A 23,482-nucleotide genomic window follows, 5' to 3' on the forward strand; every position below is an offset into this window, starting at 1 on the left:
TTTTAATAATCTTTCAATTCCGTTTCCGGATTTTGAGTCAAAGCTTTTTCCAATTGTTCGTCGTTTGGCGCTTTTCCATGCCAAGCATGTGTTCCCATCATATAATCTACTCCATTTCCCATTTCTGTATGCAAAATGATCACGACAGGTTTTCCTTTTCCGGTTGCTGATTTTGCTTTTTCAAGTATGGCAATTACCTTTTCCAGATCATTTCCTTCTTTTTCTTCCAAAACCAACCATCCAAATGCTTCCAATTTGGCATGCAAATCACCCAAATCCAACACATTTTCAGTCGATCCATCGATTTGTTGTCCGTTATAATCTATGGTTGAAATGATGTTATCCACCTTTTTGGCAGCCGCATACATCAAAGCTTCCCAGATTTGACCTTCTTGTAATTCGCCATCACCATGAAGCGAATACACCAACTTATCGTCGTTGTTCAATTTTTTGGAAAGTGCTGCTCCTATGGCAACTGAAAGCCCTTGACCTAGAGAACCTGAAGCCATGCGGATTCCAGGCAATCCTTCATGCGTGGTAGGATGACCTTGCAATCTTGAATCGATTTTTCTAAATGTGCTCAATTCTTCTACCGGAAAAAATCCAAATCTGGCCAATGTACTGTAAAATACAGGCGAAATATGCCCGTTGGAAAGAAAAAACAAATCTTCACCGTTTCCATCCATGGAAAAATCGGTTGAAAATTTCATTTGCGTACCGTACAAAGCGGTGAAAAATTCGGCGCAGCCAAGTGAACCACCTGGATGACCACTGTTTACGGCATGAACCATGCGCAAAATATCTCTACGGGTTTGCTGAACCTGGGTCTTTAATTGTTCTAAAGTCATTGAAAATTTCTTTGTGTGCAAAAGTAAGGCTTTGCTTTTAAATACCTTGAGAACTATTTCCTTAATTTTTAAGAATTAAAGATGATTTTTCAACATAGTTTTATCCAAATAATTTTTTCATTCCTGTCGGAATAAAATTCAATATGTCTGAAGCGATTAAACTTTCTTGACCAATTTGCGCAGCAGCTTCATCTCCACAAAACCCATGCAAAAACACCCCAAACAAAGCTGCCTCTTCTGCTGTAAATCCTTTTCCCAAATGACCTGCAATGATTCCAGTCAACACATCTCCACTCCCTGCAGTTGCCATCCCCGGATTTCCTGTCGAGTTAAAATAAATCTGGGCATTAGGTAAATAAGTTTGAGTATAAGCTCCTTTGGACACCACTATCAAATTGTTTTTTTGAACGAATTCTTTTGTTTTTTTAATTTTCTCAAAAGAATCATTCCAGTTCCCGACCAATCGCTCCAATTCTTTATTATGCGGCGTCAAAATTGTTTTTTCCGGTAATTTATTGACCAACTCAGGGTTTTTGGCCAATAGATTAATTCCGTCTGCATCTATTATCATTTTTTTATTGGTCAAATCATTTTCTTCCAGAAATTGAGCAAACGCTAAAGCGGTTTTTTCATCTGTTCCGATTCCCGGCCCGATTGCAATAGTATCAAATCCGTCAACACTTGGAAAAGCGATGATTTTATCTTCAGAAAAATCGGTCATCACCATGGCTTCCGGAAAAGAAGTCTGAATGATCTGACAACCGCATTTGGGAACATATGCTGTGACCAATCCTGCTCCCGATCGCAATACTGATTTTGTGGTCAATAAAATGGCACCGATTTTACCGTAACTCCCACCGATGGTCACTACATTTCCAAATTCATATTTATGTGAAAAGACCGTTCGCCCTTTATGAAACTGAGGAATTTGATCCATTGAAAAGTAATGAAAATCAGCATTTTGACTTTCCATAGATGCCCAATCCAAACTAATATCCAAAATCTCAAATTGCGGTACATACTTCTCATTTTCAGGCAGAAACAAAGCCAACTTTGGGGTTTGAAAAGTCAGCGTAACTTCTGATTGAACGACCGCATCTTCAGGAGAATTGAGTTGATCACAAAACAAACCTGATGGAACATCTATGGAAACAACTGCATTTTCTGCTTGGTTGATTTGGTTAATTATAGAAATCCATTCTTGTTCTATCGGTCGATTTAGTCCATATCCAAAAATGGCATCGATGATGATGGAAAAAGGTTGGAATTCAAATTTCGTTTCGGAATCGTAAAATTCGATGGGTATTTTTGCGTCTTTGAGCCGTTTTTGGTTCGTTAAATTGTCCAAAGAATAATTGTTATTTTTTTGGAGATATACTTTCACATGTGAATTTTCACTTGCTAACAATCGGGCCAAAGCCAAACCGTCTCCACCATTGTTTCCTACTCCACAAATAATGGTGAAGTGATTTTTACTGACGTCCATATGGTTTTTCAACCAATTTAAAACCGCAGTTGCCGCTCTTTCCATCAGATTAATCAGGTCTACATCTTGAATTTTGATGGTTTGGGTTTCGACTGCTTTTAATTGTTGGGGCGATAAAATTTTCATGGAATAAATGTACTGAATTTGCATAAAAAAACCGGCTAAATAGCCGGTTAAAGATTCAATTTTGATTGGAATTAGTTTACTTTTACGTAGGTATAAACAAAATCGACATTGTTAAACTCTTCCGTCAATGTAAATCTTGTTTCGCTTGTAAATTCAATATCGTAATTTTTGGTCGTTCCACTGATCGTTACATTTAAATTATCGCCAGATTTCGTGTAAGAACCAATTACGGGACTATTAAGGGTTTCCGTACAAACGCCGTTTTCATCCTCTATGAATTCATCTTGAAGATAACTTCCATCTGTTCTGAATTGACGCGTGCCATTGTTTGAACATTCTTCTACAACTGTACCATTTACCGTGTAATTTGTGATTTCCCATCTTCCAACTACCGAATAATTTGGTCCATCACCACCATCATCATCTGAGCTACACGACAGCATCCCTAACCCAAGAGACAAAGCAAACAACATTGCAAATACTTTTTTCATTTGTTTCTATTTAATTGTTTTTAAACTAAACGTAATTTTAAGGTTTAAATTTTATCAACCTGAAAATTCAAGTCAAACTTCATACCATTCTCCACGATGTGGCAAAAGCCTATCCCGCACCGAAATCATTTCGTTTTCATTTACAACTAAATAAACAATTGTATATACATCAGAGACCTTTTCCACTCCCGTGATTTGATTTTTTAGATTTTCCATTTGGATAAATTCTTTCAAATGAATTTCATGGTGTTCAGCCGTTTTCTGCGCATCCGGCCCCCTGAAATCCCAAATCAATTTTAATTGCTTTTCCATTTGCCAAATGTAAAAAATACTTTTTCACTCTTTTAAAATTCCTTTTTGGTTTTTGTACCTTTGCACGTTCTTATGAAAAAAGATATTTCCACATTAGACCCCAAAGAATTTATCATCATAAAAGGTGCTAAACTTCACAATCTTAAAAACATAGATTTAGCCATTCCAAAAAATAAATTGGTGGTAATTACAGGTTTGTCGGGTTCCGGAAAATCTTCTCTGGCGTTTGATACGCTGTATGCAGAAGGTCAACGTCGATATGTAGAAAGTCTTTCTTCTTATGCACGACAGTTTTTGGGAAAATTGGACAAACCCCAAGTCGATTACATCAAAGGCATCGCTCCGAGCATCGCTATCCAACAAAAAGTCATCAGTACAAATCCCCGTTCTACAGTCGGGACGACAACTGAGATTTATGACTATTTGAAATTATTATTTGCGCGAATCGGGAAAACCTATTCGCCGATTTCAGGAGAATTGGTTCAAAAAGATACCGTAACCGACGTGATCGACTACATCCAATCACTTCCTGCAGATACTAAAATTTTAATCCTTTCTCCCGTTCCTTTAAATGCGGAAAGAAGTTTTGAGGAAAATCTGATCATCCTTCAACAACAAGGATTTTCACGTTTGGAAGTGGATGGCAATCAAGTGAAAATCGAAGATTTAATCGAATTCAAATTTGAACCTAAAAAAGACACCAAAATCTATTTAGTCATTGATCGTGTTTCGGTTCAAGAAGATGATTCTTTTTATCATCGATTGGCTGATTCTGTCCAAACGGCATTTTTTGAAGGAGAAGGAGAATTGATTATTAAAAATACAGAAAATGGAACCGAACATTTCTTCTCCAATGCTTTTGAAATGGACGGCATGGTTTTCAACGAACCTTCCATTCATTTCTTTAGCTTTAACAATCCTTATGGCGCTTGTCCGACATGCGAAGGTTATGGAAAAGTGATCGGGATCGATGAAAATTTGGTCATTCCCAATAAAAAATTGTCCGTTTATGAAGATGCAGTTGTCGCGTGGAAAGGTGACAAAATGAGCGAATGGAAAGATTGGTTTATCAAATCGGCATCTAGATTTGATTTCCCGATCCATAAGCCTTATCATCAATTGACCGACCAACAAAAGGAGATTCTCTGGAACGGAAAAGGAAATTGGGAAGGAATCGATGGTTTCTTTAAAATGGTGGAATCCAATGCTTATAAAATCCAATACCGCGTCATGCTTTCCCGTTACCGTGGCAAAACCAATTGTCCGAATTGTAAAGGAAAAAGATTGCGCAAAGAAGCTTCTTATGTCAAAATCAATGATAAAGCAATTCAGGATTTGGTGGATGTTCCTTTGGACGAATTGAAAGTGTTTTTTGATCATTTGAAATTAAATGAATTTGAAGAAAAAGTAGCCAAACGAATTCTTCACGAAATCCGTAGCAGAGTCGAATTTTTATTGGACGTAGGATTGAGTTACCTCACGCTCAATCGCGCTTCCAATACCCTTTCAGGAGGAGAAAGCCAAAGAATCAATTTGGCGACCTCGCTCGGAAGTAGTTTAGTGGGATCGCTTTATATTTTGGACGAACCTTCCATCGGACTACATTCAAAAGACACCGAAAGATTGATTGGCGTATTACAAAAGTTGAGAGATTTGGGCAATACGGTTATCGTGGTTGAACATGATGAAGACATCATGAAAGCGGCGGATCACATCATCGACATCGGACCGGAAGCTGGAACAAATGGTGGAGAAGTTGTCTTTGAAGGAACTTATCAAGAATTACTCAAAACCAAAACGCTTACAGCTGAATATTTAAATGGAAAATTGGAAATCGAAGTGCCTAAAAATCGGGTTCCATTTAAAAATTATGTCGAAATCAAAGGCGCACGTGAAAATAATTTGAAAAACATCGATGTAAAATTTCCGTTAAATACTTTAACCGTCGTTACAGGTGTAAGTGGCTCTGGAAAAAGTACGTTGATGAAAGAAATTCTCACACCGGCTTTGCAAAGAAACTTTGGGATTTACGGAAATAAAATCGGTGAATTTGACGAACTTTCAGGTGATCTGCGCAAAATCCAAAACATCGAACTCATTGACCAGAACCCCATCGGCAAATCTTCTCGTTCCAATCCGGTGACTTATGTCAAAGCCTACGACGACATCCGTGCGCTCTACGCCAAACAAAAAGCGAGTAAACTCAACGGTTTTGAAGCCAAACATTTTTCCTTTAATGTTGATGGTGGTCGCTGTGATGCTTGTAAAGGAGAAGGTACCATCACCATCGAAATGCAATTCATCGCAGATGTGGAACTCGAATGCGAAACTTGTCATGGAAACCGATTCAAAAAAGAAGTACTGGAAGTAAAATTTCATGGAAAAAACATTTCCGATGTTTTGCACATGACCATAGACGAAGCGGTTGCTTTTTTCCAAAAACACAATGAATCGAAAATCGTAGAAAAAATATTGCCGCTTCAAGAAGTCGGTTTGGGCTATGTTCAATTGGGCCAATCTTCCAACACCCTTTCCGGTGGTGAAGCCCAACGCATCAAACTCGCTTCGTTTTTAACGAAAGGACAAACCATCAAACCATCACTTTTCATCTTTGACGAACCAAGTACCGGACTTCATTTTCATGATGTCAAAAAATTATTGAAAGCATTGAGGGCTTTAATCGAAATCGGGCACACGGTTTTTGTCATCGAGCATCATATGGACATCATCAAAGCGGCGGATTGGGTGATCGACATAGGACCTGAAGGCGGTAAAAACGGCGGAAACGTTGTGGTTCAAGGCACTCCGGAAGAAGTGGTCAAAGAAAAGAAATCCTTTACCGGACAGTTTTTGGAGGAGAAGTTATGAAATAATTTGTATTAATTATTCATATATTTGAGTTCGATGACTGAAAAAAATCTCTACATAATTGCAGGTTGTAATGGTGCAGGAAAAACAACTGCTTCTTTTACTATTTTACCTGAAATATTGAATTGTAAAGAATTCGTAAACGCAGATGAAATTGCCAAAGGGCTTTCTCCTTTTCAACCGGAAAAAGTAGCCTTTGAATCGGGAAGAATTATGTTGAAACGAATTGATGAACTATTGTTAGAAAATCAAACATTCGCTTTCGAAACAACACTTTCAACAAGAAGTTACAAGAATAAAATTTTGGGAGCAAAATCAAATGGATACACGATTACAATTTTATTCTTTTGGCTTCAAACGATTGAATTAGCTAAAGAGAGAGTAAGGAGTAGAGTCGCTGAAGGCGGGCATAATATTGAAGAAAATGTAATTGAACGGAGGTATAAAAACGGAATCAAAAATTTATTCGATATTTACATACCCATTGCAGATGAAGTTTTTCTTTTTGACAATTCGGTAGGAAAACCGATTCTTTTAGCTCAAAAATTGTATGAAGAAACAATAAATATCGTTGAAAATATAGGATATGAAAAACTGAAAAATATTTATGATGAAAACAGTTGAAAAGCATTTTGAAACCAAAGATAAAATATTAAAAGGGTTAGATCTTTCTTATAAAAGATTATTAGAATTCAAAAGACAAAAAAAATCTGAATTGGTAATTTTAAAAGATGGGAAGATTCAAAAAGTAAAGCCTTAAAAAAAATGGCCCAAATTATTTTAAAAATAACTTTTGGCATTTTTATGTTTCTATTATTTCTCTCTTGTAATAATGAATTTCCAAAGTCAGACGAAGGCCAATTAAGAGAAAATGTAAAATATCACTCTGAATTAGGTTGGAAAATGGAAATTCCGAAAGGTTGGGAAAATATTCCTGAAGATGAATTGAAAGAGCAAAGAAAAAAACTTGAATCACAATTTTCTCAAATTTCTACAGACTTTAAAGCTTTTGATGATTTTGGGATTACTCTGAGAAAAAATCGTTTTGACACTTTTAATTCCATTTATTTTTTAAATGAAAACAATTCCTACACGAAAACTGATTTTCAAAAAGAGAAAATCGAAAAGTACAGAATATTAATAGATCATAACTCTAATTTCACAATTGATTCAACTGTTACGAAATCACTCAAGATTGGGGGTAAACAATTTGATTTCTATACATTTCTCATGGAAATTAAATACGAAAAACCACTTAAAACAACAGTATATACAGGAAAAGTGGGCAACTATCAAGTTTTGATTACAGTTAAAACTGAAGATGCAGTTTCAGAATCAGAGATCCTAAAATGTTTTTACAATTCAACTTTTGATTAAGTCTTTTAACTTGAAACCTTAAACTTTAACCCTGAAACCCTTATCTCCATTTGTTAATACTTCGTGTAAAATTGTTGATAGATTTTAAATTAATTTCACATTGGTCATTTAAAAATTTTGTCAATTAGACAAATTGAAAAAATGAAAAGATCAATGAAAAAGAAAATATTTGTATTGGATACTTCGGTGATCATCTTTGACCATAAATCCATCATGAATTTCGCAGAGCATGACATCGTACTTCCCATCACGGTTCTGGAAGAATTGGACACTTTCAAAAAAGGAAACGACACCAAAAATTTCGAAGCAAGAGAATTCATCCGCTTTCTCGATAAAAATTCAAAAGATCATTTGATTCAAGATTGGATTCCGCTTCCTGGAGAGGATAAAGGTTCGTTTAAAATCGCAATGGAAACAAACGGAATCGAGAAATCGGCCGTGAAAATTTATGGTTCAGATTCCATGGACAATAAAATCCTGAATTCATGTTTAATTGTTCAAAAAGACGAACCCAAACGCCAAGTCATCCTCGTTACCAAAGACGTAAACCTTCGTTTAAAAGCCAAAGCTCTGGGCATCAAAGCCGAGGATTATGAAACCGGAAAAGTTCAGAACATTGACAACCTTCCAACGGGTATCACCACTTTGACCAATTTCGATCAGGAAATCATCGATTCGCTCTATAAGGATTATGCTGTTCCGCTGGACATGATCGAAGGAAAAATGGAAGTTTCGGCCAATGGATATTATATTTTACAAGGCGATAAATCCTCAGCATTGGCTTATTATAATCCATTTGAACAACAATTGGAACGTGTCAACAAACAAACGGTTTTCAATATCAAACCCAAAAATGCGGAACAGGCATTTGCTATACATTCGATTCTGAAAAAAGAAATCAAATTGGTGGCTTTGCATGGCGTTGCCGGAACCGGAAAAACTTTGATTGCGCTTGCTGCTGCCATTGCGCAGAAAAAAGACTACAAACAGATTTATTTGGCGCGACCGATTGTACCGTTGAGCAATAAGGACATCGGCTATTTACCGGGCGATATCAAATCGAAAATCGATCCTTATATGCAACCGCTTTGGGACAATTTGAAATTTATCCAATATCAGTTTGACGAACAAGACAAAGAATACAAACAAATCAATCTGATGGTGGAACAAGAAAAGCTGATGATCACACCACTTGCTTATATAAGAGGACGAAGTTTGTCAGACGTGATATTTATCGTGGACGAAGCCCAGAACTTAACGCCCCACGAAATCAAAACCATCATCACACGCGCCGGAGAAAACACCAAATTCATTTTTACAGGCGACATCAAACAAATCGATACGCCTTATCTGGATGAACAATCCAATGGTTTGTCGTATTTAGTGGATCGCGTTCAGGGGCAGAAATTGTTTTCTCACATTCAGTTGGTAAAAGGCGAACGAAGTGAATTAGCGAATTTAGCCAATGAATTGTTGTAAATAGACTTTAATTTCTTGTTAAAAAAATCGAATTATCCGGCTGCAATATTTTGGTTAAGTGTTCAGATACTTCTATATTTGCCCGTTAAAAAATTCTTAATAAGACACCAATTAGGGATTGTCCATCAAAGTTTTGAGGTGGAACATTCCTCCTGAGATTCAGGTAGACAATTGAAAAACTAAAAAAAAAAAAACGAACAGATGAAAGGAAAATGGCTTATAGCGGGTATTGCAATTATTCTGGGGATTCTCTCCATCCGACAATTGAGTTATACCTGGTACACCAACAAAGTTGAGTGTGAGGCATATGAAAATTCGACAGACGAAGCACATGAGCAGATTGTATTGGACAGTTTGGCTAACGACACCCTGGATTTAGGGATCATCAGCTATAATTACCGCGATGCAAAAAACAAGGAAATGAAATTAGGTTTGGACCTACGTGGAGGTATCTCTGTGATCCTTCAGGTTCAGGTTCGTGACCTTTTAGAAGATTTAGCGGATCATAGCGAAAATCCCATCTTTGTTGAAGCATTGAATTCTGCTGACATCAAACAAAGATCTCAAGGTAACCGTGCGTATGTGGATATTTTCTTTGACGAATTTGAAAGAATCAGATCTGAAAAAGGACAGCAAAACTTGAAATATGCTTCTGCAGACCTTTTCGGAAATCGTCAAAATGCATCTTTCATCGAGTTCAACGAAACAGACGAATCCATTAAAGAAAAAATAAAAGACGATATCGATGCAAAAATCGGTACGGCTTATCAAGTAATTTCTTCCCGTATCAACCGATTTGGTGTGGTAGAACCTGTGATCCAACGTTTAGGTGGAGCTGGTGACGGACGCATTTTGGTCGAAATGCCGGGTGAGAAAAACAAAGAAAGAATTAAAAATTTGCTACAAAGTACTGCGAAATTGGAGTTCTGGAAAGTTGAAGCCAACAACCCACAGGTTACTTCTTATTTCAGTTCTGTTAACCCACAGAGTTTAGGTGTAAAAACTGATGCGCAGAGTTTGGCAGGAATCATTCAACCAGCTTTGGAAGGAAATTCAATGTTTTCTGTAGCAACAAAAGATACTGCGGTGATCAATGGAATTTTGAATTCGGAGAATTTAAAAGCCAACATGCCATCCAGCATCCGAAACTTTAAATATTTCTGGGGACAAAAACCGGTTCAAACCAAAGATGCGAACACCAACGGAAAATTCCTTTCTTTATATGCTTTGAGCGGAGATGCTCAAAATGCTCCATTGCTTTTAGGTGATGTAATCGACCAAGCTTCTGGTGAAAGAAATTCAGGTTCTATCTCAAACGAACCGATTGTTTCGATGAAAATGAATGCAGAAGGTGCACAGAAATGGGGAAGAATCACGGAAGAAAACGTAGGGAATTCCATTGCAATTGTATTGGATAACACGGTATATTCTGCACCGAACATCAACGAACCGATCAAAGGAGGAAGCTCTCAGATTTCAGGAAACTTCACACTGGATGAAGCAAGAGATTTAGCTAACATCTTACAAGCAGGAAGTTTACCGGCTTCGTCAAAAATCGTACAATTGGAAGAAGTTGGGCCTTCATTAGGTCAAGAAGCGATCAATAGTTCATTGATTGCCTTTGTCGCGGTATTTGTATTGATTTTGTTTTGGATGGTATTTTACTACAGCCGTGCGGGAATCTATGCTGACATTGCCGTAACGGTCAATACTTTGTTCCTTTTAGGATTGATGGTTGGACTATTTGGTGCAACGCTTTCATTACCGGGTATTGCGGGTATTATTTTGACATTGGCGATTGCGATTGATGCGAACATCATCATCAACGAACGTGTGAAAGATGAAATGTTGCATCATGGAAAATCATTGAAAGAATCCATTTCCATTGCATATTCATGGAAAGGAGCGATTTCAGCGATTTTTGACTCCCACTTGACTTCCATTATTACAGCAGCTATCTTATTGATCTTCGGTAAAGGTCCAGTTCAAGGATTTGCAATTACATTATTGATCGGTTTATTCTGTTCCTTATTTACTGCAATTTTCTTAACCAAATTGTTCATCGACAGAAGATTGGATCAAGGAAAAGATGTGGCATTCTTTACTTCGATTACTAAAAATTGGTTCCAAGGAATGAACATCGATTTTATGGCGAAACGTAAAATGTTCTACATCATTTCGATTGTAGTTTCTATCGCTTGTTTAGCCATTATTGCAGTTCGTGGATTTGATATGGGTGTAGATTTTGAAGGAGGTCGTACCTATACCATCCGATTTGAACAACCGGTAAGTGCAAACGATGTTAGAGTGAATTTGGAAAAAACATTGACAGACGATGATGGAACGACTACTGCTCCGACTGTGAAGATATTTGGTCCATCCAATCAAGTTAAAGTTACGACGAAATTAAAAGCAGATCAGGAATCTACTGCCATCGATAACGAAATCAAACAAAAGATTTATGAAGGTGTAAAATCCTTTTTACCTGCTAATTATACTTACGAACAATTCTCAAAAGACGATACAGCTATCGGAATCATGTCTGTTGTAAAAGTAGGACCTACCATTGCAGATGATACGACCAGAGCTTCCATTTTAGCGGTAATTCTAGCATTAATCGGTGTAGGTGTTTATATTTTATTCCGATTCAAATGGCAATTTGGTGTAGGAATCGTTGCAGGTGCTCTGCATGATGTCATCGTAATTTTGGGATTATTTGCAGCTTTACATGGTATTTTGCCATTTAACTTGGAAATCGACCAGGCCTTTATCGCTGCGATTTTGACCGTAATTGGTTATTCCATCAATGACTCGGTAATTATCTTTGACCGAATCCGTGAATACATGGGCATGTATCCAAAAATGCCTTTTGATGAATTGATCAATAAATCCACGAACAATACGCTTTCCAGAACGATGAATACTTCCATCAGTATGATTTTGGTGGTCTTGATCATCTTCATCTTCGGTGGTGAAACCATCAAAGGATTTATGTTTGCGATGTTGATCGGGGTGATTGTAGGTACTTATTCGTCAATTTATATCTCATCACAAGTGATGTATGATTTGACCAAAAATAAAATCAAAAAGTCAAATTAATCTTTTAGATTAACTCAATATAAAAAGCACATGGATTGATTTTCATGTGCTTTTTTTTATTTCAATTGGCTTTGTCTTTATCGTGAACTTCTATTGTAAATAAGCCGTTTACATTTCCATCAGCATCTACTTTTGCAGCTGATAATTTTTTCCCAAATCCTGCTCCGGTATCCAAATACCAAGCATCTGAAACTTCATCATAAGCTGGTTCATCTGTTACGATATGTCCGATGAATTGTCGTTTACCGATGTTTTTTAAAGGTTTTCGATTAAACAATTCTTCCAAATTATCTTCCATCATAGGAAAATCTGCATCTTCCGGAATTCCAGCGTGAGAAGTATATACGACACCATTTTGCCAATGATGTGGCAGTTTCCCCATCCAATTCAAAGTTTGGATGTAATCCAAATTATAATTTTCAAATTTCTGCTTGCTGATCAAATTGATGGAATCCCGGTAATATTCTTCAAAAAGATATTCGTTGTTTCCTTTTAAAATTACCATATTTTTTCTGTGAAGACTTTGGAGATTCATCAGAAATTCGATGACCGCAAACGTATGTTTTCCTTTGTTGACAAAGTCTCCGAGGATGATCAATTTTTCCTTTTCCGTGTCCCAATGTTTGTCCAATAGTTCCCGAAAGGTAAAATAACAACCGTGTATATCGCCCACTATGAAATAATTCACAACTTGAGTTTTCTCAAATTTATCGAATTAAAAAATTGGAGGCTTTAAGTTTGGGTAAAATTTGGGTTGTTTCTAGGGAAATTCTTTATTTTCTCTTGGCTCGCTTACGGCCTCCAATTTGAAATCGGTTTTCCAGAATCGGGTATTTTTTAAACATTTCGACTTGAAGAGATTCGTTCATTTCTGAAGCTTTTTTAAAGGCCGCTTCCCCGTTTTCTTCCTCTCCTAACAAATAGAAACAATTACTCAATTGATAATACAATTCAGCGCGATTAAAATGTTTCAAACTTCTGTAAACCGCCTCTATTGCTTTATGGTAATCCCCAATCGTAATCAATGTTTCGGTTAGTCCCAACCAATTGTAAAAATTATTGGGTTCCAATTCTACCAATCGGTAATAATCCAGCGTCGACTCTTCAAAACGAACCAATTGAATATGTAGATACGCTCTGCGTTTCCAATAATCGATGTTCAAATTGTCCAAATCCAAAGCACGATTCAAATAATAAAGTGCCTCATCATAATTCCCGATGCTCTCATACAAATCTGAAGTCGCCACCCAAGCCTGATCCAATTGCGGATCTTCATGGATCGACTGATGGAAAGATTTTAAAGCCTTAAAAGGTTTGCCCAATTTCACATAACAACTCCCGACTTTCAAATAAGTATAAGCTGCAGAATCATCCAATTCAAGTGTTTCTTCATACACCTCAATTGCCTTTTCATAATCTTCTAACTTTTCCAAACAAGCTGCCTTTTGGGTGTAGGCCATGATGCTTTTGGGATTGATGATCGTAGCATAATCAAAAGCACGATGCGCCTCTTCATAATCTTTCATGATCACATATTGTTGCCCCAATTGCGCCCAAGCGATATCTGAATAGGGCCGTAAATCGATGTACTGCAAAAGGAATTCGATGCATTCTTTGTTCAAATGCAAATCTTCAAAACACTGGACACAAGAAAAAAAAGCAAAATCATCATCCAAATCCAATTCCAGTGCCTTTTTGAAACAATAAAGCGCTTGGCTGATTTCGTTGAGATTCAGGTATTCATTTCCCATGCAATTGTAAATATATTCGCGATCATCGCCTTGCTCCAAAGCTTTTTCATAAAATTGAATTGCTTTCTTCGGGTTATCTTTCAACGACCAAAATCGGGCTACACAAATCAAATAATCCACATCATTTGCGCCGACTTCTTTTAAATCTTGGATCAATCCGGCCGCAGCTCTCAATTTTTCAATCGAAAGCAAGTATTCCAGTTTTTTTATTTGGATTTCAGAACTCGTCGGGTGCATATCCAGCGCATAGTCTAGCGCCTTTTTGGCATACGGCAAATCACCTACATCGAGATAATAGGCAATAATTTCATAGAAATCTTCCGTATCAAAATAGAAGTTCTCCCGGTTATCGAGCATTTGCTCAAATCGCTCAATCAAATCATTATTTAAAAATCCATCTTCCACACTACGAATTTAAGGAATTATTTAGGGTTTTCAGGCTTGAGAAATATCAGTTTTACACAGTTAATGAACAAGGGAAATTTGAAACTAATTATCCTAACTCAAACTTTTCAACTCCTCTATAAACCTATCACCTAAATCATCTGCTTTTTCTTGTGTAGGTGCTTCGGTATAAATTCTGATGATCGGTTCTGTATTGGATTTCCGTAAATGTACCCATTGGTCAGCAAAATCGATTTTCACTCCGTCAACCGTTGAGATTCCTGTCACATTGAACGAAGTCGAAATATTTTGATTTTCATATTTCGATTGAATTTTATTTAACAATTCATCTACATTGATTTCCGGTGTCAATTCAATTTTCTTTTTGCCCATAAAATACGCAGGATAAGAAGCCCTCAATTCACTTACTTTCAATTCTTTTTCTGCCAAATGACTCAAAAACAAAGCAATCCCTACCAAAGAATCACGACCATAATGTAACTCCGGATAAATGATTCCGCCGTTTCCTTCGCCTCCTATTTTCGCACCGATTGCTTTCATTTTGGTTACAACATTGACTTCACCGACGGCAGAAGCTTCATATTTCTGTCCATGTTTTTCTGTAACATCACGCAAAGCTCTGGAAGATGATAAATTGGAAACTGTTGCCGAAGGAGTTTTCCCCAACACATAATCTGCAACTGCGACCAAAGTATATTCCTCGCCAAACATTTCGCCGTCTTCGGAAATGATCGCTAATCGATCTACATCGGGATCGACCACAATTCCAAAATCAGCTTTTTCTTCTACCACTTTCTTCGAAATGTCCGTCAAATGTTCTTTTAAAGGTTCCGGATTATGCGGAAAATCACCTGTCGGGTCGCAATACATTTTCACATATTCCACACCCAATTTGTCCAAAAGTGGCGGAATGGAAATTCCTCCGGTAGAATTTACCGCATCGATTACGACTTTGAATTTCTTTTCAGCAATGGCTTTTGCATTGACCAACGGTAAATTTAAAATTTGGTCGATGTGCAATTGAATCGCATTTTCAAAGGTTTCGTATTTTCCCAAATCATCGACTTCTGCAAACTTAAATTCATCTGCTTCTGCAATTCTCAAGATTTCAGCACCATCATCTCCTGAAACGAATTCGCCTTTGGCGTTCAATAATTTCAAAGCATTCCATTGTTTCGGATTATGGCTTGCCGTTAAAATAATTCCACCATCAGCCTTGAAGTGCGGTACCATCACCTCAACCGTCGGTGTAGTAGACAACCCCAAATCAACCACATCTATTCCCAACCCGATCAGAGTTGAACTCACCAAACTGGAGATCATTTCGCCTGAAATTCGGGCATCACGACCGATGATGACTTTCAATTTTTTATCGGTTGTGGAGATTGTTGAAGCAAGCCAAGTGCCATAAGCAGCTGCAAATTTTACAGTATCGATGGGAGTAAGGTTATTGTTGATGGCTCCGCCGATGGTTCCGCGGATGCCGGAAATGGATTTGATTAAAGACATATCGTATTTAAATTTGGATGCTAAAGTACATCATTTGGTGGAATTCCTTAAAGTCTTGAATTAACAGTTGGATTAAATTTTAATTACTAAATTTGATAAAATCAAAATCTTAAAATTATGGAAACAACATCTGTACTCATTTTCGGCGCCATCGAAGGCGTTTGGAGTTTTCTGGTTTATTTGGTATTCGGTTTGATTGCAGCCGGAATCGCAAAGGCGATTACTCCCGGTAAAGATCCCGGAGGCTTTATCATTTCTTCTATCATCGGTATCGTTGGTGCTTATCTTGGTCATAGCATGAGAGCATGGTTGGGGTTGGATACGGACAATGAATTGAATTTCCTGAGTATTTCTGACTGGATTTTTACGGTTGGTGGTGCTTTAATTTTATTGTTTGTTTGGAAATTGATTTCAAAAATGTTTTCTAGATCCTAATCAGATTTCATCTATATAAAAAATCCGGAAACCTAAAGTCTCCGGATTTTTTTATGTTTTAATTGTTCATCTAAACATGCAATGGGCGTTTTTCTGTCGCATCAAGTGCGGCTTCTTTAACGGCCTCAGCGTACGAAGGATGTGCATGTGACATTCTTGCAAGATCTTCAGCACTTGCGCGGAATTCCATGGCTGTAACGCCTTCGTGAATCAAATCGGCAGCTCGGGCTCCTATCATGTGGAAACCAAGGATTTCATCGGTTTTTGCGTCTGAAATGATTTTTACCAAACCGTCGATATCTCCTGAAGCACGGCTTCTACCTAGAGCACGCATCGGGAAACTTCCGACTTTGATCGCCACTCCTGCTTCTTTTAATTCTTCTTCCGTTTTCCCAACTCCGGCAACTTCCGGCCAAGTATACACAACTCCCGGAATCAAATTATAATTGATATGTGGTTTTTGTCCGGCCAATTGTTCTGCAACCAAAACACCTTCTTCAGATGCTTTATGCGCTAACATTGCTCCTTGAACCACATCACCAATCGCATAAATATTGGTCACATTGGTTTGTAGATGATCATTGACTTTTACTCTTCCGCGTTCGTCTAATTCTACGCCGGCATTTTCAAGTCCCAATCCTTCTGTATATGGTTTTCTTCCTACTGAAACCAAAACATAATCACCTTCGAAACTTAATTCTTCGCCTTTTTTATTTTTTGCGGTAACTTTTACATTGTCACCATTTCTTTCTACTGCAGAAACACCTGTAGAAAGTTGGAATTTCATTCCTTGTTTTTTCAATACTTTTTGCAATTCTTTGGACATCGTTCCATCCATTCCCGGAATGATTTTGTCCATATACTCCACTACGGTAACTTCTGATCCTAATCGCAAATAAACGGAACCTAATTCTAAACCGATGACTCCTCCACCGATTACGATAAGGTGTTTCGGGATTTCTTTCAATTTTAAGGCTTCTGTTGAAGTAATGATTCTTTCTTTATCCAAATTGATAAATGGTAAACTGGAAGGTTTAGAACCGGTAGCGATGATGGTATATTTGGATTCGATGACTTCAGCCGAACCATCATTTTTTGTCACTTTCACTTTTGTAGCACTTTCAAAACTTCCAACACCTTCAAAAACGGTGATTTTGTTTTTGTCCATCAAATACTTAATTCCACCTGTAGTTTGGTCTACCACTTCTTGTTTTCTTTCTATCATTCTTGCCAAATTGGCTTTGGGTGGATTGATTTCGATACCATGGTTTTCAAAATTATGCGCAGCATTATGGAAATGTTCTGAACTGTCCAAAAGGGCTTTTGAAGGAATACAACCAACATTTAAGCAGGTCCCGCCTAGTGTTGGATACTTTTCTATGATGGCTGTTTTAAATCCCAATTGTGCGGCACGAATAGCAGCAACATAACCTCCCGGGCCAGAACCGATTACCGTTATATCAAATGAACTCATAAATGATTTTTGTTTGAATTTTTAAAAGCCCAAATTTAACTATTATCTCCGAGTTTGTCGGAATGATATTAATAAAAAATCCAATTTACACGCAACCTTTTAAGCGATTTCACGTCATTACAACAGAAAATTAAAAAAAATGAAGAGAGCAATTCAATCAATTAAAATGTTTGGAAAATTGGGTGTCGGGATTTTGGCAGGTTTATCGGTTACTTCCTGTTTGAATAATGATGATAGTGGCGACATCCCTATGGAAGATTCAGGTTATGTTTTATTTTCCAACATTTCTCCCGGTTCAACAGGTTTAAAGTTATTTGACGATGGTGAGCAGTTTAACAATGTAGCATTAAATTACAACGAATTCATTCCATTTACTAGAATGGGCATTGGGAATAATGTTTTGACCCTACAAGGAAATTCGTCCACTACGGATTTAGACACCATTAATTTAAGTGTGGAATTAAACAAACTTTACAGTGTTTTTGCAGTTAATTCTGCTGAGAATGTAGAATTATTGGCGTATTTGGATAGTCCGGTTCAGGCTTCACATCCAAGCAAATCAGTAATTCGATTTATACAACTTTCCCATAATTGTCCTACCGTAAAAGTAGCAATTGAAGGAATGGAAGGTGATTTGGGTACTTATAATTTCCGAAATGCCTCCTCCTTTTTTGAAATTGATCAAGTTTTCAATAAAAATTTATACCTGATCAATGCTGAAAGCAATGATACGATTTTCTCCAAAGCTGTTACGCTAAATGGAAATTCGACTTATTCGATTTTCTCTCAAGGAGATATCGAATCTGAAAATGAAAATTTGGACTTGGATGTTCAATATTTTTTATACTAAATTCCATCATTACATTTATTTACAAAAAATCCCTGTAGAACTGAGGTCTACAGGGATTTTATTTATGCTTTAATCTATTTCAAATCAATACTGAACGTAATCTACATCCATTTGCTCTGCTGCTTTTTTATAATAACCGGAATCCAGTTTTTCACGAATCGCATCAAATGCATTTAAAGTAAATTCGATGTCTTCATCTGTATGTGCTGCAGTGGGGATGATTCGGAAGATGATCGTTCCTTTTGGAATCACCGGATACACCACTACCGATACAAATACGCCGTGGTTCTCGCGTAAATCTTTGGCCATGATGGTGGCTTCAATCGGACTTCCTTCTAAAATAATCGGTGTAACCGGCGTATTGGTCAAACCTAAATTATAATTTCTGGCTTTCAATCCGGATTGGATTTTATTAACGTTTTCCCAAAGTTTGTCTTTCAACTCAGGTTTGGTTTTCAACAATTCCAATCGTTTCAAACCGCCTAAAGTCATCGGCATACAAAGTGATTTGGCAAAGATCTGCGAACGCAAATTGTATTGTAAATAACGGATTACTGTTTTATCTCCAGCAAAAAAACCTCCGAATCCGGCCATTGATTTTGCAAAAGTAGAGAAATAAACGTCGATTTGGTCTTGACAACCTTGCTCCTCACCTGCTCCGGCTCCTGTTTTTCCTAAAGTTCCAAATCCATGAGCATCATCCACTAAAATTCGAAAATCAAATTCTTTTTTCAAATCACAGATCTCCTTCAACTTTCCTTGCTCAGCCATCATTCCAAAAACTCCTTCCGTGATCACCAAAATACCACCTCCGGTTTGTTCGGTAATTTTTGTAGCACGGGCCAAATTTTTTCTCAAACTATCGATATCGTTGTGCTGGTAAGTAAATCTCTTCCCAAAATGCAACCGCACACCATCTACGATACAGGCATGACACTCTTGATCATAAACGATCACATCATTTTTTGAAACCAAAGCATCTATGGCAGAAACCATTCCTTGGTAACCGAAATTCAACAAATACGCTGATTCTTTTCCTACAAATTCAGCCAATTCTTGTTCCAATTGGTAATGGTATTTGGTTTGACCTGTCATAGCGCGAGCACCCATCGGATAAGCCATACCATATTTTTCAGCTGCTTCTGCATCCGTTTTTCTTACTTCAGGATGATTGGCCAGCCCCAAATAATTGTTTAAAGACCAGACCACAACGTCCTTTCCTTTAAATTTCATTCTTGGTCCTAATTCTCCTTCTAATTCCGGGAAAATGAAGTAACCTTCTCCATAGTCCGCAAATTGCCCCAAAGGCCCCGGATTTTTCTTAATTCTTTCAAATATATCCATGATAATTCTTAATTCTAATTAGGTTTATGTATGCAAAATGCTCCACAATTTCATTGGGAGCATTTATAAAATATAAATTATTCAGATTTTGTATTCATTTCGTTATTTAACGTACTGAATTGTTGCATTGGATTCCAAACCGTTTAAACGGCTATTTGTAAATCCTTGTTCAGCCATCCAATCATCACTAAATACTTTGGTAATATAGCGAGATCCATGATCAGGAAAAATCAATACTACACAATCATCTTCCTTAAACTGATTGGCCAATTGACGATAGGCTTGAACTACCGCACCACAGGTATAACCTCCCATAATTCCTTCTTTCAAAGCAATTTCTCTCGTTCTATAAGCACTTTCCTCGTCAGAAACCTTTTCAAAATGATCGATGATTCCGAAATCCGTTGCTTCAGGCACCAAATTCTTTCCTAAACCTTCAATTCTATAAGGATAAATTTCATTTTTATCCAATTCTCCGGTTTCGTGGTATTTTTTCAAAATAGATCCATAAGCATCAACACCGATTATCTTAATATCTGGATTTTGTTCTTTCAAATATTTCGCAGAACCCGACAAAGTCCCTCCTGTTCCACAACAAGCAATCAAATGGGTGATTTTACCTTCAGTTTGTTTCCAAATCTCAGGCCCTGTGGTTAGATAATGGGCTTCAATATTTTTCAAATTAAAATACTGATTGATATAAATGGAGTTTGGAGTTTCCTCCGCAATTCTTTTGGCTACTTCATAATAAGATCTAGGGTCGTCAGCAGCTACATTTGCAGGACAAATAAACACTTTGGCTCCGAGTGCTTTTAAATAAGCGATTTTCTCGTGCTTTGTTTTATCTGATACTGCTAAAATGCATTTATAACCCTTTACGATACTCACCATGGCAACACTGAAACCCGTATTTCCAGACGTGGTTTCGACGATGGTTGCACCAGGCTTTAAAAGCCCTTGTCTTTCCGCTTCTTCTATGATGTGAAGCGCAATTCTATCTTTGGTTGAGTGTCCCGGGTTGTAACTTTCCAACTTAGCGTAAACCTCACCTGGAATTTCTTGGCCAACTTTGTTTAATCGAACTAATGGCGAATCACCAATTAATTCTAAAACGTTATTATAAGTTCCAGTCATTACATTTAGTTCTTTACTTACAATCGGCAAATTTAAGAATTTTTATGAATTTACCCATTTTTCATCTGAGTATTATCAACAGTTATTTTTTCAAACTTATAAAAATTCTTTTATCTCACGATCGTAATTGGTTAATATTCCGTCACTTCGAAATAAATATGTTTTAAAATTTTTTTATCTTCTTCGGTTAATATCTTTTTCCTCCTTTCCATCATTTTTTGGGCTGCTTCATAACTTCGATCCAAATCAAATTTTGGTGAATTTTCATTTCCTCCCCAACTAAAAGAAGGGATAAATTTAGGCGGAAAACCCACCTCAAACAGGTTGGAAGACACTCCGACAACTGTTCCAGTATTAAATTGAGCATTAATTGCCGATTTTGAAAAATCTCCCATCATCAATCCACAAAACTGCAATCCTGTATCCTGAAAGGATTTCGATGGATAATTCCAAAGATTTACATTCGAATAATTATTTTTCAAATTAGAATTATTGGTATCTGCACCTAAATTGCACCATTCGCCCAATACTGAATTTCCTAAAAATCCATCATGACCTTTGTTGGAGTAGCCCATCAAAATAGAATTGTTCACCTCTCCTCCTACTTTACAATGTGGCCCAATAGTCGTTCCTGAATAAATTTTTGCACCCATATTCAGTTTGGCATTTTCACATAAAGCCAAACTTCCTCTGACCAAACTTCCTTCCATGATTTCAGCATTTTTCCCGACGTATATGGGACCAGAATTAGCATTCAAAATAGAGAATTCGACAATTGCTCCTTCTTCCAAAAAAATATTTTCAGCATTTCTAACTCCATTTGTATCTGAAATCGGCTGAGATTCACGTCCTTTTGTCATCAATTCAAAATCAAAATGAATCGCTTGATCATTGACCGAAAATAAATCCCATAATTTTTGAATATGGAGAAGTTCGCCGTTATAACGTATGGAATTGCTTAATTTTTCTAAGTTTTGAAAATCCTCCAAACTGATTTTACCGGCGATGAGTTCTTCATCTCGCTTCAAAACATGACCTACTTCTAAATTTAGAATTAAATCAACTAGCTCTGAATTAGGGAAATAAGCAGGATTTATAAATAAATTAACCTCATCAACTTTCAATAGGAATTTCTCTGATAAATAATCTTGAGTCAAATAACTATAATTCCCTTCAATTAATTTCTCCCATCGCTCTTTAAATGTTAAAATCCCAATCCGCAACTCCCCAAAAGGTTTTGTCAGCGTCAGAGGATGTAGATTATCCCATTCTTTATGGTCAAATAAGACGATGTTCATTCAAGAATTATTTGGAACAAATTTAATATTATTTTGATGTGAATTTATTCAATTCTAAATTAAAAACGAAATCCTACATTTGGAATATGAAACAAACACCCATATTTTTCAGTCAAATTTTCAACCATTTTAACCAAAAATTAGAAGAGAAAAATTATCCGCTCATTTTCATTTTGGTAGATGAAAATACGCACGAACATTGTTTGCCCCAATTTCTATCCGAAATGGAGGGAGCGCATACAATTGAAATCATAGAAATTCCGGCTGGCGAAGAAAACAAAACCATCGACATCGCAATTCAAGTTTGGGAGACGATGACCGAAATGAATGCTACTAGAAAATCTTTGATGATCAATTTGGGAGGTGGAATGGTTACAGATTTGGGAGGATTCATTGCCTCCACTTTTAAAAGAGGCATTGATTTCATCAATTTCCCGACTTCCATTCTCTCAATGGTAGATGCTGCTGTGGGAGGAAAAACCGGAATTGATCATAATGGAATCAAAAACATCATCGGGACTTTTGCACTTCCGGTGGGTACATTTATCCATCCTGAATTTTTACAAACGCTTCCCAAACGTGAATTTTGGTCAGGTTTGGCAGAGATGCTGAAACATGGTTTGATTTACGATAAAAATCATTGGGAGAATTTGATCAATTTGGAAAACCTAAATCCGGAAAGTGTTTCAGTTCTCATCTCCGATTCAGTTCAGATCAAAACCGAAATTATCGATAATGATCCTTTTGAATCCGGTATAAGGAAAATTTTAAATTTTGGACATACGATTGGACATGCGATAGAAAGCGAGTTCCTGGAGACTGAAAATCATTTATTACATGGAGAAGCAATTGCGATAGGCATGATGGTCGAATCCATTTTGAGTTTTGAAAATGAATTGATTTCAAAGGAGGAATTGGATGAAATCTTTACTCATTTGGTGCGAATTTTCGGGAAATTTTCAATTCCTGAAGACCTCATCCCCAATTTATTTCACTGGATGAAACATGATAAGAAAAATCAAAACGATCAGATCAGTTTCAGTTTATTGGATGGAATTGGTAAATGCAAATATGATATTTTACTCAACGAAAATCAGATTTCGGAAGGAATTTTGATGTACAATAGGAAATTGGCAAACTCATGAAATTTTTTATTTTTAGCGCAATGCTATTATTTTCAATAGGTTGCTCCCAAC

The 23,482-nt window shown here is 36.9% G+C and carries 20 protein-coding genes; 9 read left to right on the plus strand and 11 right to left on the minus strand.

Going from position 1 to position 23,482, the window contains the following annotated elements:
• Nucleotides 1-2: 2 nt before the first annotated feature.
• From HU137_RS00785 to HU137_RS00800, 4 genes are all read right to left on the minus strand, one after another.
• Nucleotides 3-848, minus strand: a complete 846-nt coding sequence (locus HU137_RS00785; protein WP_182041907.1) for a transketolase — start codon at nucleotides 846-848, stop codon at nucleotides 3-5.
• 100 nt (nucleotides 849-948) lie between these two features.
• The gene (locus HU137_RS00790; RefSeq protein WP_182041908.1) at nucleotides 949-2,460 is read right to left on the minus strand and encodes an NAD(P)H-hydrate dehydratase; all 1,512 of its coding nucleotides are present in this window, start codon (nucleotides 2,458-2,460) and stop codon (nucleotides 949-951) included.
• Nucleotides 2,461-2,531: 71 nt separating this feature from the next.
• Entirely contained in the window at nucleotides 2,532-2,951 is a 420-nt protein-coding gene (locus tag HU137_RS00795; RefSeq protein WP_182041909.1) for a hypothetical protein, read from the minus strand.
• Nucleotides 2,952-3,023: 72 nt separating this feature from the next.
• A complete protein-coding gene (locus HU137_RS00800) occupies nucleotides 3,024-3,263 on the minus strand; it encodes a hypothetical protein (protein ID WP_182041910.1) in 240 nt (79 codons plus the stop codon).
• Between the two features lie 72 nt (nucleotides 3,264-3,335).
• On the opposite strand from HU137_RS00800, the gene uvrA reads away from it, so the two are divergent.
• The 6 genes from uvrA (at nucleotide 3,336) to secD (ending at nucleotide 12,086) form a co-directional block, all read left to right on the plus strand.
• Entirely contained in the window at nucleotides 3,336-6,131 is a 2,796-nt protein-coding gene (gene uvrA, locus HU137_RS00805; protein ID WP_182041911.1) for an excinuclease ABC subunit UvrA, read from the plus strand.
• Between the two features lie 36 nt (nucleotides 6,132-6,167).
• Nucleotides 6,168-6,755, plus strand: coding sequence for a zeta toxin family protein (locus tag HU137_RS00810; RefSeq protein ID WP_182041912.1), 588 nt, complete (start codon nucleotides 6,168-6,170; stop codon nucleotides 6,753-6,755).
• The gene (locus HU137_RS00815) at nucleotides 6,742-6,891 is read left to right on the plus strand and encodes a hypothetical protein (RefSeq protein ID WP_182041913.1); all 150 of its coding nucleotides are present in this window, start codon (nucleotides 6,742-6,744) and stop codon (nucleotides 6,889-6,891) included. Before HU137_RS00810 ends, HU137_RS00815 begins: the two co-directional genes overlap by 14 nt.
• A gap of 5 nt (nucleotides 6,892-6,896) precedes the next feature.
• Entirely contained in the window at nucleotides 6,897-7,508 is a 612-nt protein-coding gene (locus HU137_RS00820) for a hypothetical protein (protein ID WP_182041914.1), read from the plus strand.
• A 153-nt stretch (nucleotides 7,509-7,661) separates the two neighbouring features.
• Entirely contained in the window at nucleotides 7,662-8,987 is a 1,326-nt protein-coding gene (locus HU137_RS00825) for a PhoH family protein (RefSeq protein WP_246361460.1), read from the plus strand.
• A 201-nt stretch (nucleotides 8,988-9,188) separates the two neighbouring features.
• Nucleotides 9,189-12,086, plus strand: a complete 2,898-nt coding sequence (gene secD / locus HU137_RS00830; protein WP_182041916.1) for a protein translocase subunit SecD — start codon at nucleotides 9,189-9,191, stop codon at nucleotides 12,084-12,086.
• Nucleotides 12,087-12,147: 61 nt separating this feature from the next.
• On the opposite strand, the gene HU137_RS00835 is transcribed toward secD, so the two are convergent.
• The 3 genes from HU137_RS00835 to glmM all read right to left on the minus strand — a co-directional run bounded on the left by HU137_RS00835 (nucleotide 12,148) and on the right by glmM (nucleotide 15,751).
• A complete protein-coding gene (locus HU137_RS00835; RefSeq protein ID WP_182041917.1) occupies nucleotides 12,148-12,774 on the minus strand; it encodes a metallophosphoesterase in 627 nt (208 codons plus the stop codon).
• An 85-nt stretch (nucleotides 12,775-12,859) separates the two neighbouring features.
• Complete coding sequence (locus HU137_RS12945) at nucleotides 12,860-14,242, minus strand: tetratricopeptide repeat protein (RefSeq protein ID WP_182041918.1); 1,383 nt, start codon at nucleotides 14,240-14,242, stop codon at nucleotides 12,860-12,862.
• A 93-nt stretch (nucleotides 14,243-14,335) separates the two neighbouring features.
• Nucleotides 14,336-15,751, minus strand: coding sequence for a phosphoglucosamine mutase (gene glmM, locus HU137_RS00845; protein WP_182041919.1), 1,416 nt, complete (start codon nucleotides 15,749-15,751; stop codon nucleotides 14,336-14,338).
• Between the two features lie 117 nt (nucleotides 15,752-15,868).
• Between glmM and HU137_RS00850 the strand changes: the two genes are divergently transcribed.
• The gene (locus HU137_RS00850) at nucleotides 15,869-16,186 is read left to right on the plus strand and encodes a GlsB/YeaQ/YmgE family stress response membrane protein (RefSeq protein ID WP_182041920.1); all 318 of its coding nucleotides are present in this window, start codon (nucleotides 15,869-15,871) and stop codon (nucleotides 16,184-16,186) included.
• A 70-nt stretch (nucleotides 16,187-16,256) separates the two neighbouring features.
• Here the strand turns inward: HU137_RS00850 and lpdA are convergent, their stop codons facing one another.
• Nucleotides 16,257-17,660, minus strand: a complete 1,404-nt coding sequence (lpdA, locus tag HU137_RS00855) for a dihydrolipoyl dehydrogenase (protein WP_182041921.1) — start codon at nucleotides 17,658-17,660, stop codon at nucleotides 16,257-16,259.
• A 139-nt stretch (nucleotides 17,661-17,799) separates the two neighbouring features.
• On the opposite strand from lpdA, the gene HU137_RS00860 reads away from it, so the two are divergent.
• A complete protein-coding gene (locus HU137_RS00860; RefSeq protein ID WP_182041922.1) occupies nucleotides 17,800-18,510 on the plus strand; it encodes a DUF4397 domain-containing protein in 711 nt (236 codons plus the stop codon).
• Nucleotides 18,511-18,594: 84 nt separating this feature from the next.
• Here the strand turns inward: HU137_RS00860 and HU137_RS00865 are convergent, their stop codons facing one another.
• The 3 genes from HU137_RS00865 to HU137_RS00875 form a co-directional block, all read right to left on the minus strand.
• Nucleotides 18,595-19,854: an aminotransferase class I/II-fold pyridoxal phosphate-dependent enzyme gene (locus HU137_RS00865; RefSeq protein WP_182041923.1), complete on the minus strand. Its 1,260-nt coding sequence runs from the start codon at nucleotides 19,852-19,854 to the stop codon at nucleotides 18,595-18,597.
• Nucleotides 19,855-19,956: 102 nt separating this feature from the next.
• Entirely contained in the window at nucleotides 19,957-20,988 is a 1,032-nt protein-coding gene (locus HU137_RS00870; RefSeq protein WP_182043281.1) for a PLP-dependent cysteine synthase family protein, read from the minus strand.
• Between the two features lie 131 nt (nucleotides 20,989-21,119).
• Nucleotides 21,120-22,286, minus strand: a complete 1,167-nt coding sequence (locus HU137_RS00875) for a GlmU family protein (protein WP_182041924.1) — start codon at nucleotides 22,284-22,286, stop codon at nucleotides 21,120-21,122.
• Between the two features lie 86 nt (nucleotides 22,287-22,372).
• Here HU137_RS00875 and aroB point away from each other — a divergent pair, with 86 nt between their 5' ends.
• Nucleotides 22,373-23,431: a 3-dehydroquinate synthase gene (gene aroB / locus HU137_RS00880; protein ID WP_182041925.1), complete on the plus strand. Its 1,059-nt coding sequence runs from the start codon at nucleotides 22,373-22,375 to the stop codon at nucleotides 23,429-23,431.
• Nucleotides 23,432-23,482 lie beyond the last annotated feature (51 nt).

The sequence above is a fragment of the Moheibacter lacus genome (genome assembly GCF_014042165.1).
GTDB lineage: Bacteria > Bacteroidota > Bacteroidia > Flavobacteriales > Weeksellaceae > Moheibacter > Moheibacter lacus.

Bases quoted from the DNA above. Each gene is read 5' to 3' on its own strand.
- HU137_RS00860 (WP_182041922.1), top strand. From the start codon at position 17,800: ATGAAGAGAGCAATTCAATCAATTAAAATGTTTGGAAAATTGGGTGTC.
- HU137_RS00820 (WP_182041914.1), top strand. From the start codon at position 6,897: ATGGCCCAAATTATTTTAAAAATAACTTTTGGCATTTTTATGTTTCTA.
- glmM (WP_182041919.1), bottom strand. From the start codon at position 15,751: ATGTCTTTAATCAAATCCATTTCCGGCATCCGCGGAACCATCGGCGGA.
- HU137_RS00825 (WP_246361460.1), top strand. From the start codon at position 7,662: ATGAAAAAGAAAATATTTGTATTGGATACTTCGGTGATCATCTTTGAC.
- HU137_RS00800 (WP_182041910.1), bottom strand. From the start codon at position 3,263: ATGGAAAAGCAATTAAAATTGATTTGGGATTTCAGGGGGCCGGATGCG.
- uvrA (WP_182041911.1), top strand. From the start codon at position 3,336: ATGAAAAAAGATATTTCCACATTAGACCCCAAAGAATTTATCATCATA.
- aroB (WP_182041925.1), top strand. From the start codon at position 22,373: ATGAAACAAACACCCATATTTTTCAGTCAAATTTTCAACCATTTTAAC.
- secD (WP_182041916.1), top strand. From the start codon at position 9,189: ATGAAAGGAAAATGGCTTATAGCGGGTATTGCAATTATTCTGGGGATT.
- HU137_RS00850 (WP_182041920.1), top strand. From the start codon at position 15,869: ATGGAAACAACATCTGTACTCATTTTCGGCGCCATCGAAGGCGTTTGG.
- HU137_RS00790 (WP_182041908.1), bottom strand. From the start codon at position 2,460: ATGAAAATTTTATCGCCCCAACAATTAAAAGCAGTCGAAACCCAAACC.
- HU137_RS00870 (WP_182043281.1), bottom strand. From the start codon at position 20,988: ATGACTGGAACTTATAATAACGTTTTAGAATTAATTGGTGATTCGCCA.
- HU137_RS00810 (WP_182041912.1), top strand. From the start codon at position 6,168: ATGACTGAAAAAAATCTCTACATAATTGCAGGTTGTAATGGTGCAGGA.
- HU137_RS00875 (WP_182041924.1), bottom strand. From the start codon at position 22,286: ATGAACATCGTCTTATTTGACCATAAAGAATGGGATAATCTACATCCT.
- HU137_RS00785 (WP_182041907.1), bottom strand. From the start codon at position 848: ATGACTTTAGAACAATTAAAGACCCAGGTTCAGCAAACCCGTAGAGAT.
- HU137_RS00865 (WP_182041923.1), bottom strand. From the start codon at position 19,854: ATGGATATATTTGAAAGAATTAAGAAAAATCCGGGGCCTTTGGGGCAA.
- lpdA (WP_182041921.1), bottom strand. From the start codon at position 17,660: ATGAGTTCATTTGATATAACGGTAATCGGTTCTGGCCCGGGAGGTTAT.
- HU137_RS00815 (WP_182041913.1), top strand. From the start codon at position 6,742: ATGAAAACAGTTGAAAAGCATTTTGAAACCAAAGATAAAATATTAAAA.
- HU137_RS00795 (WP_182041909.1), bottom strand. From the start codon at position 2,951: ATGAAAAAAGTATTTGCAATGTTGTTTGCTTTGTCTCTTGGGTTAGGG.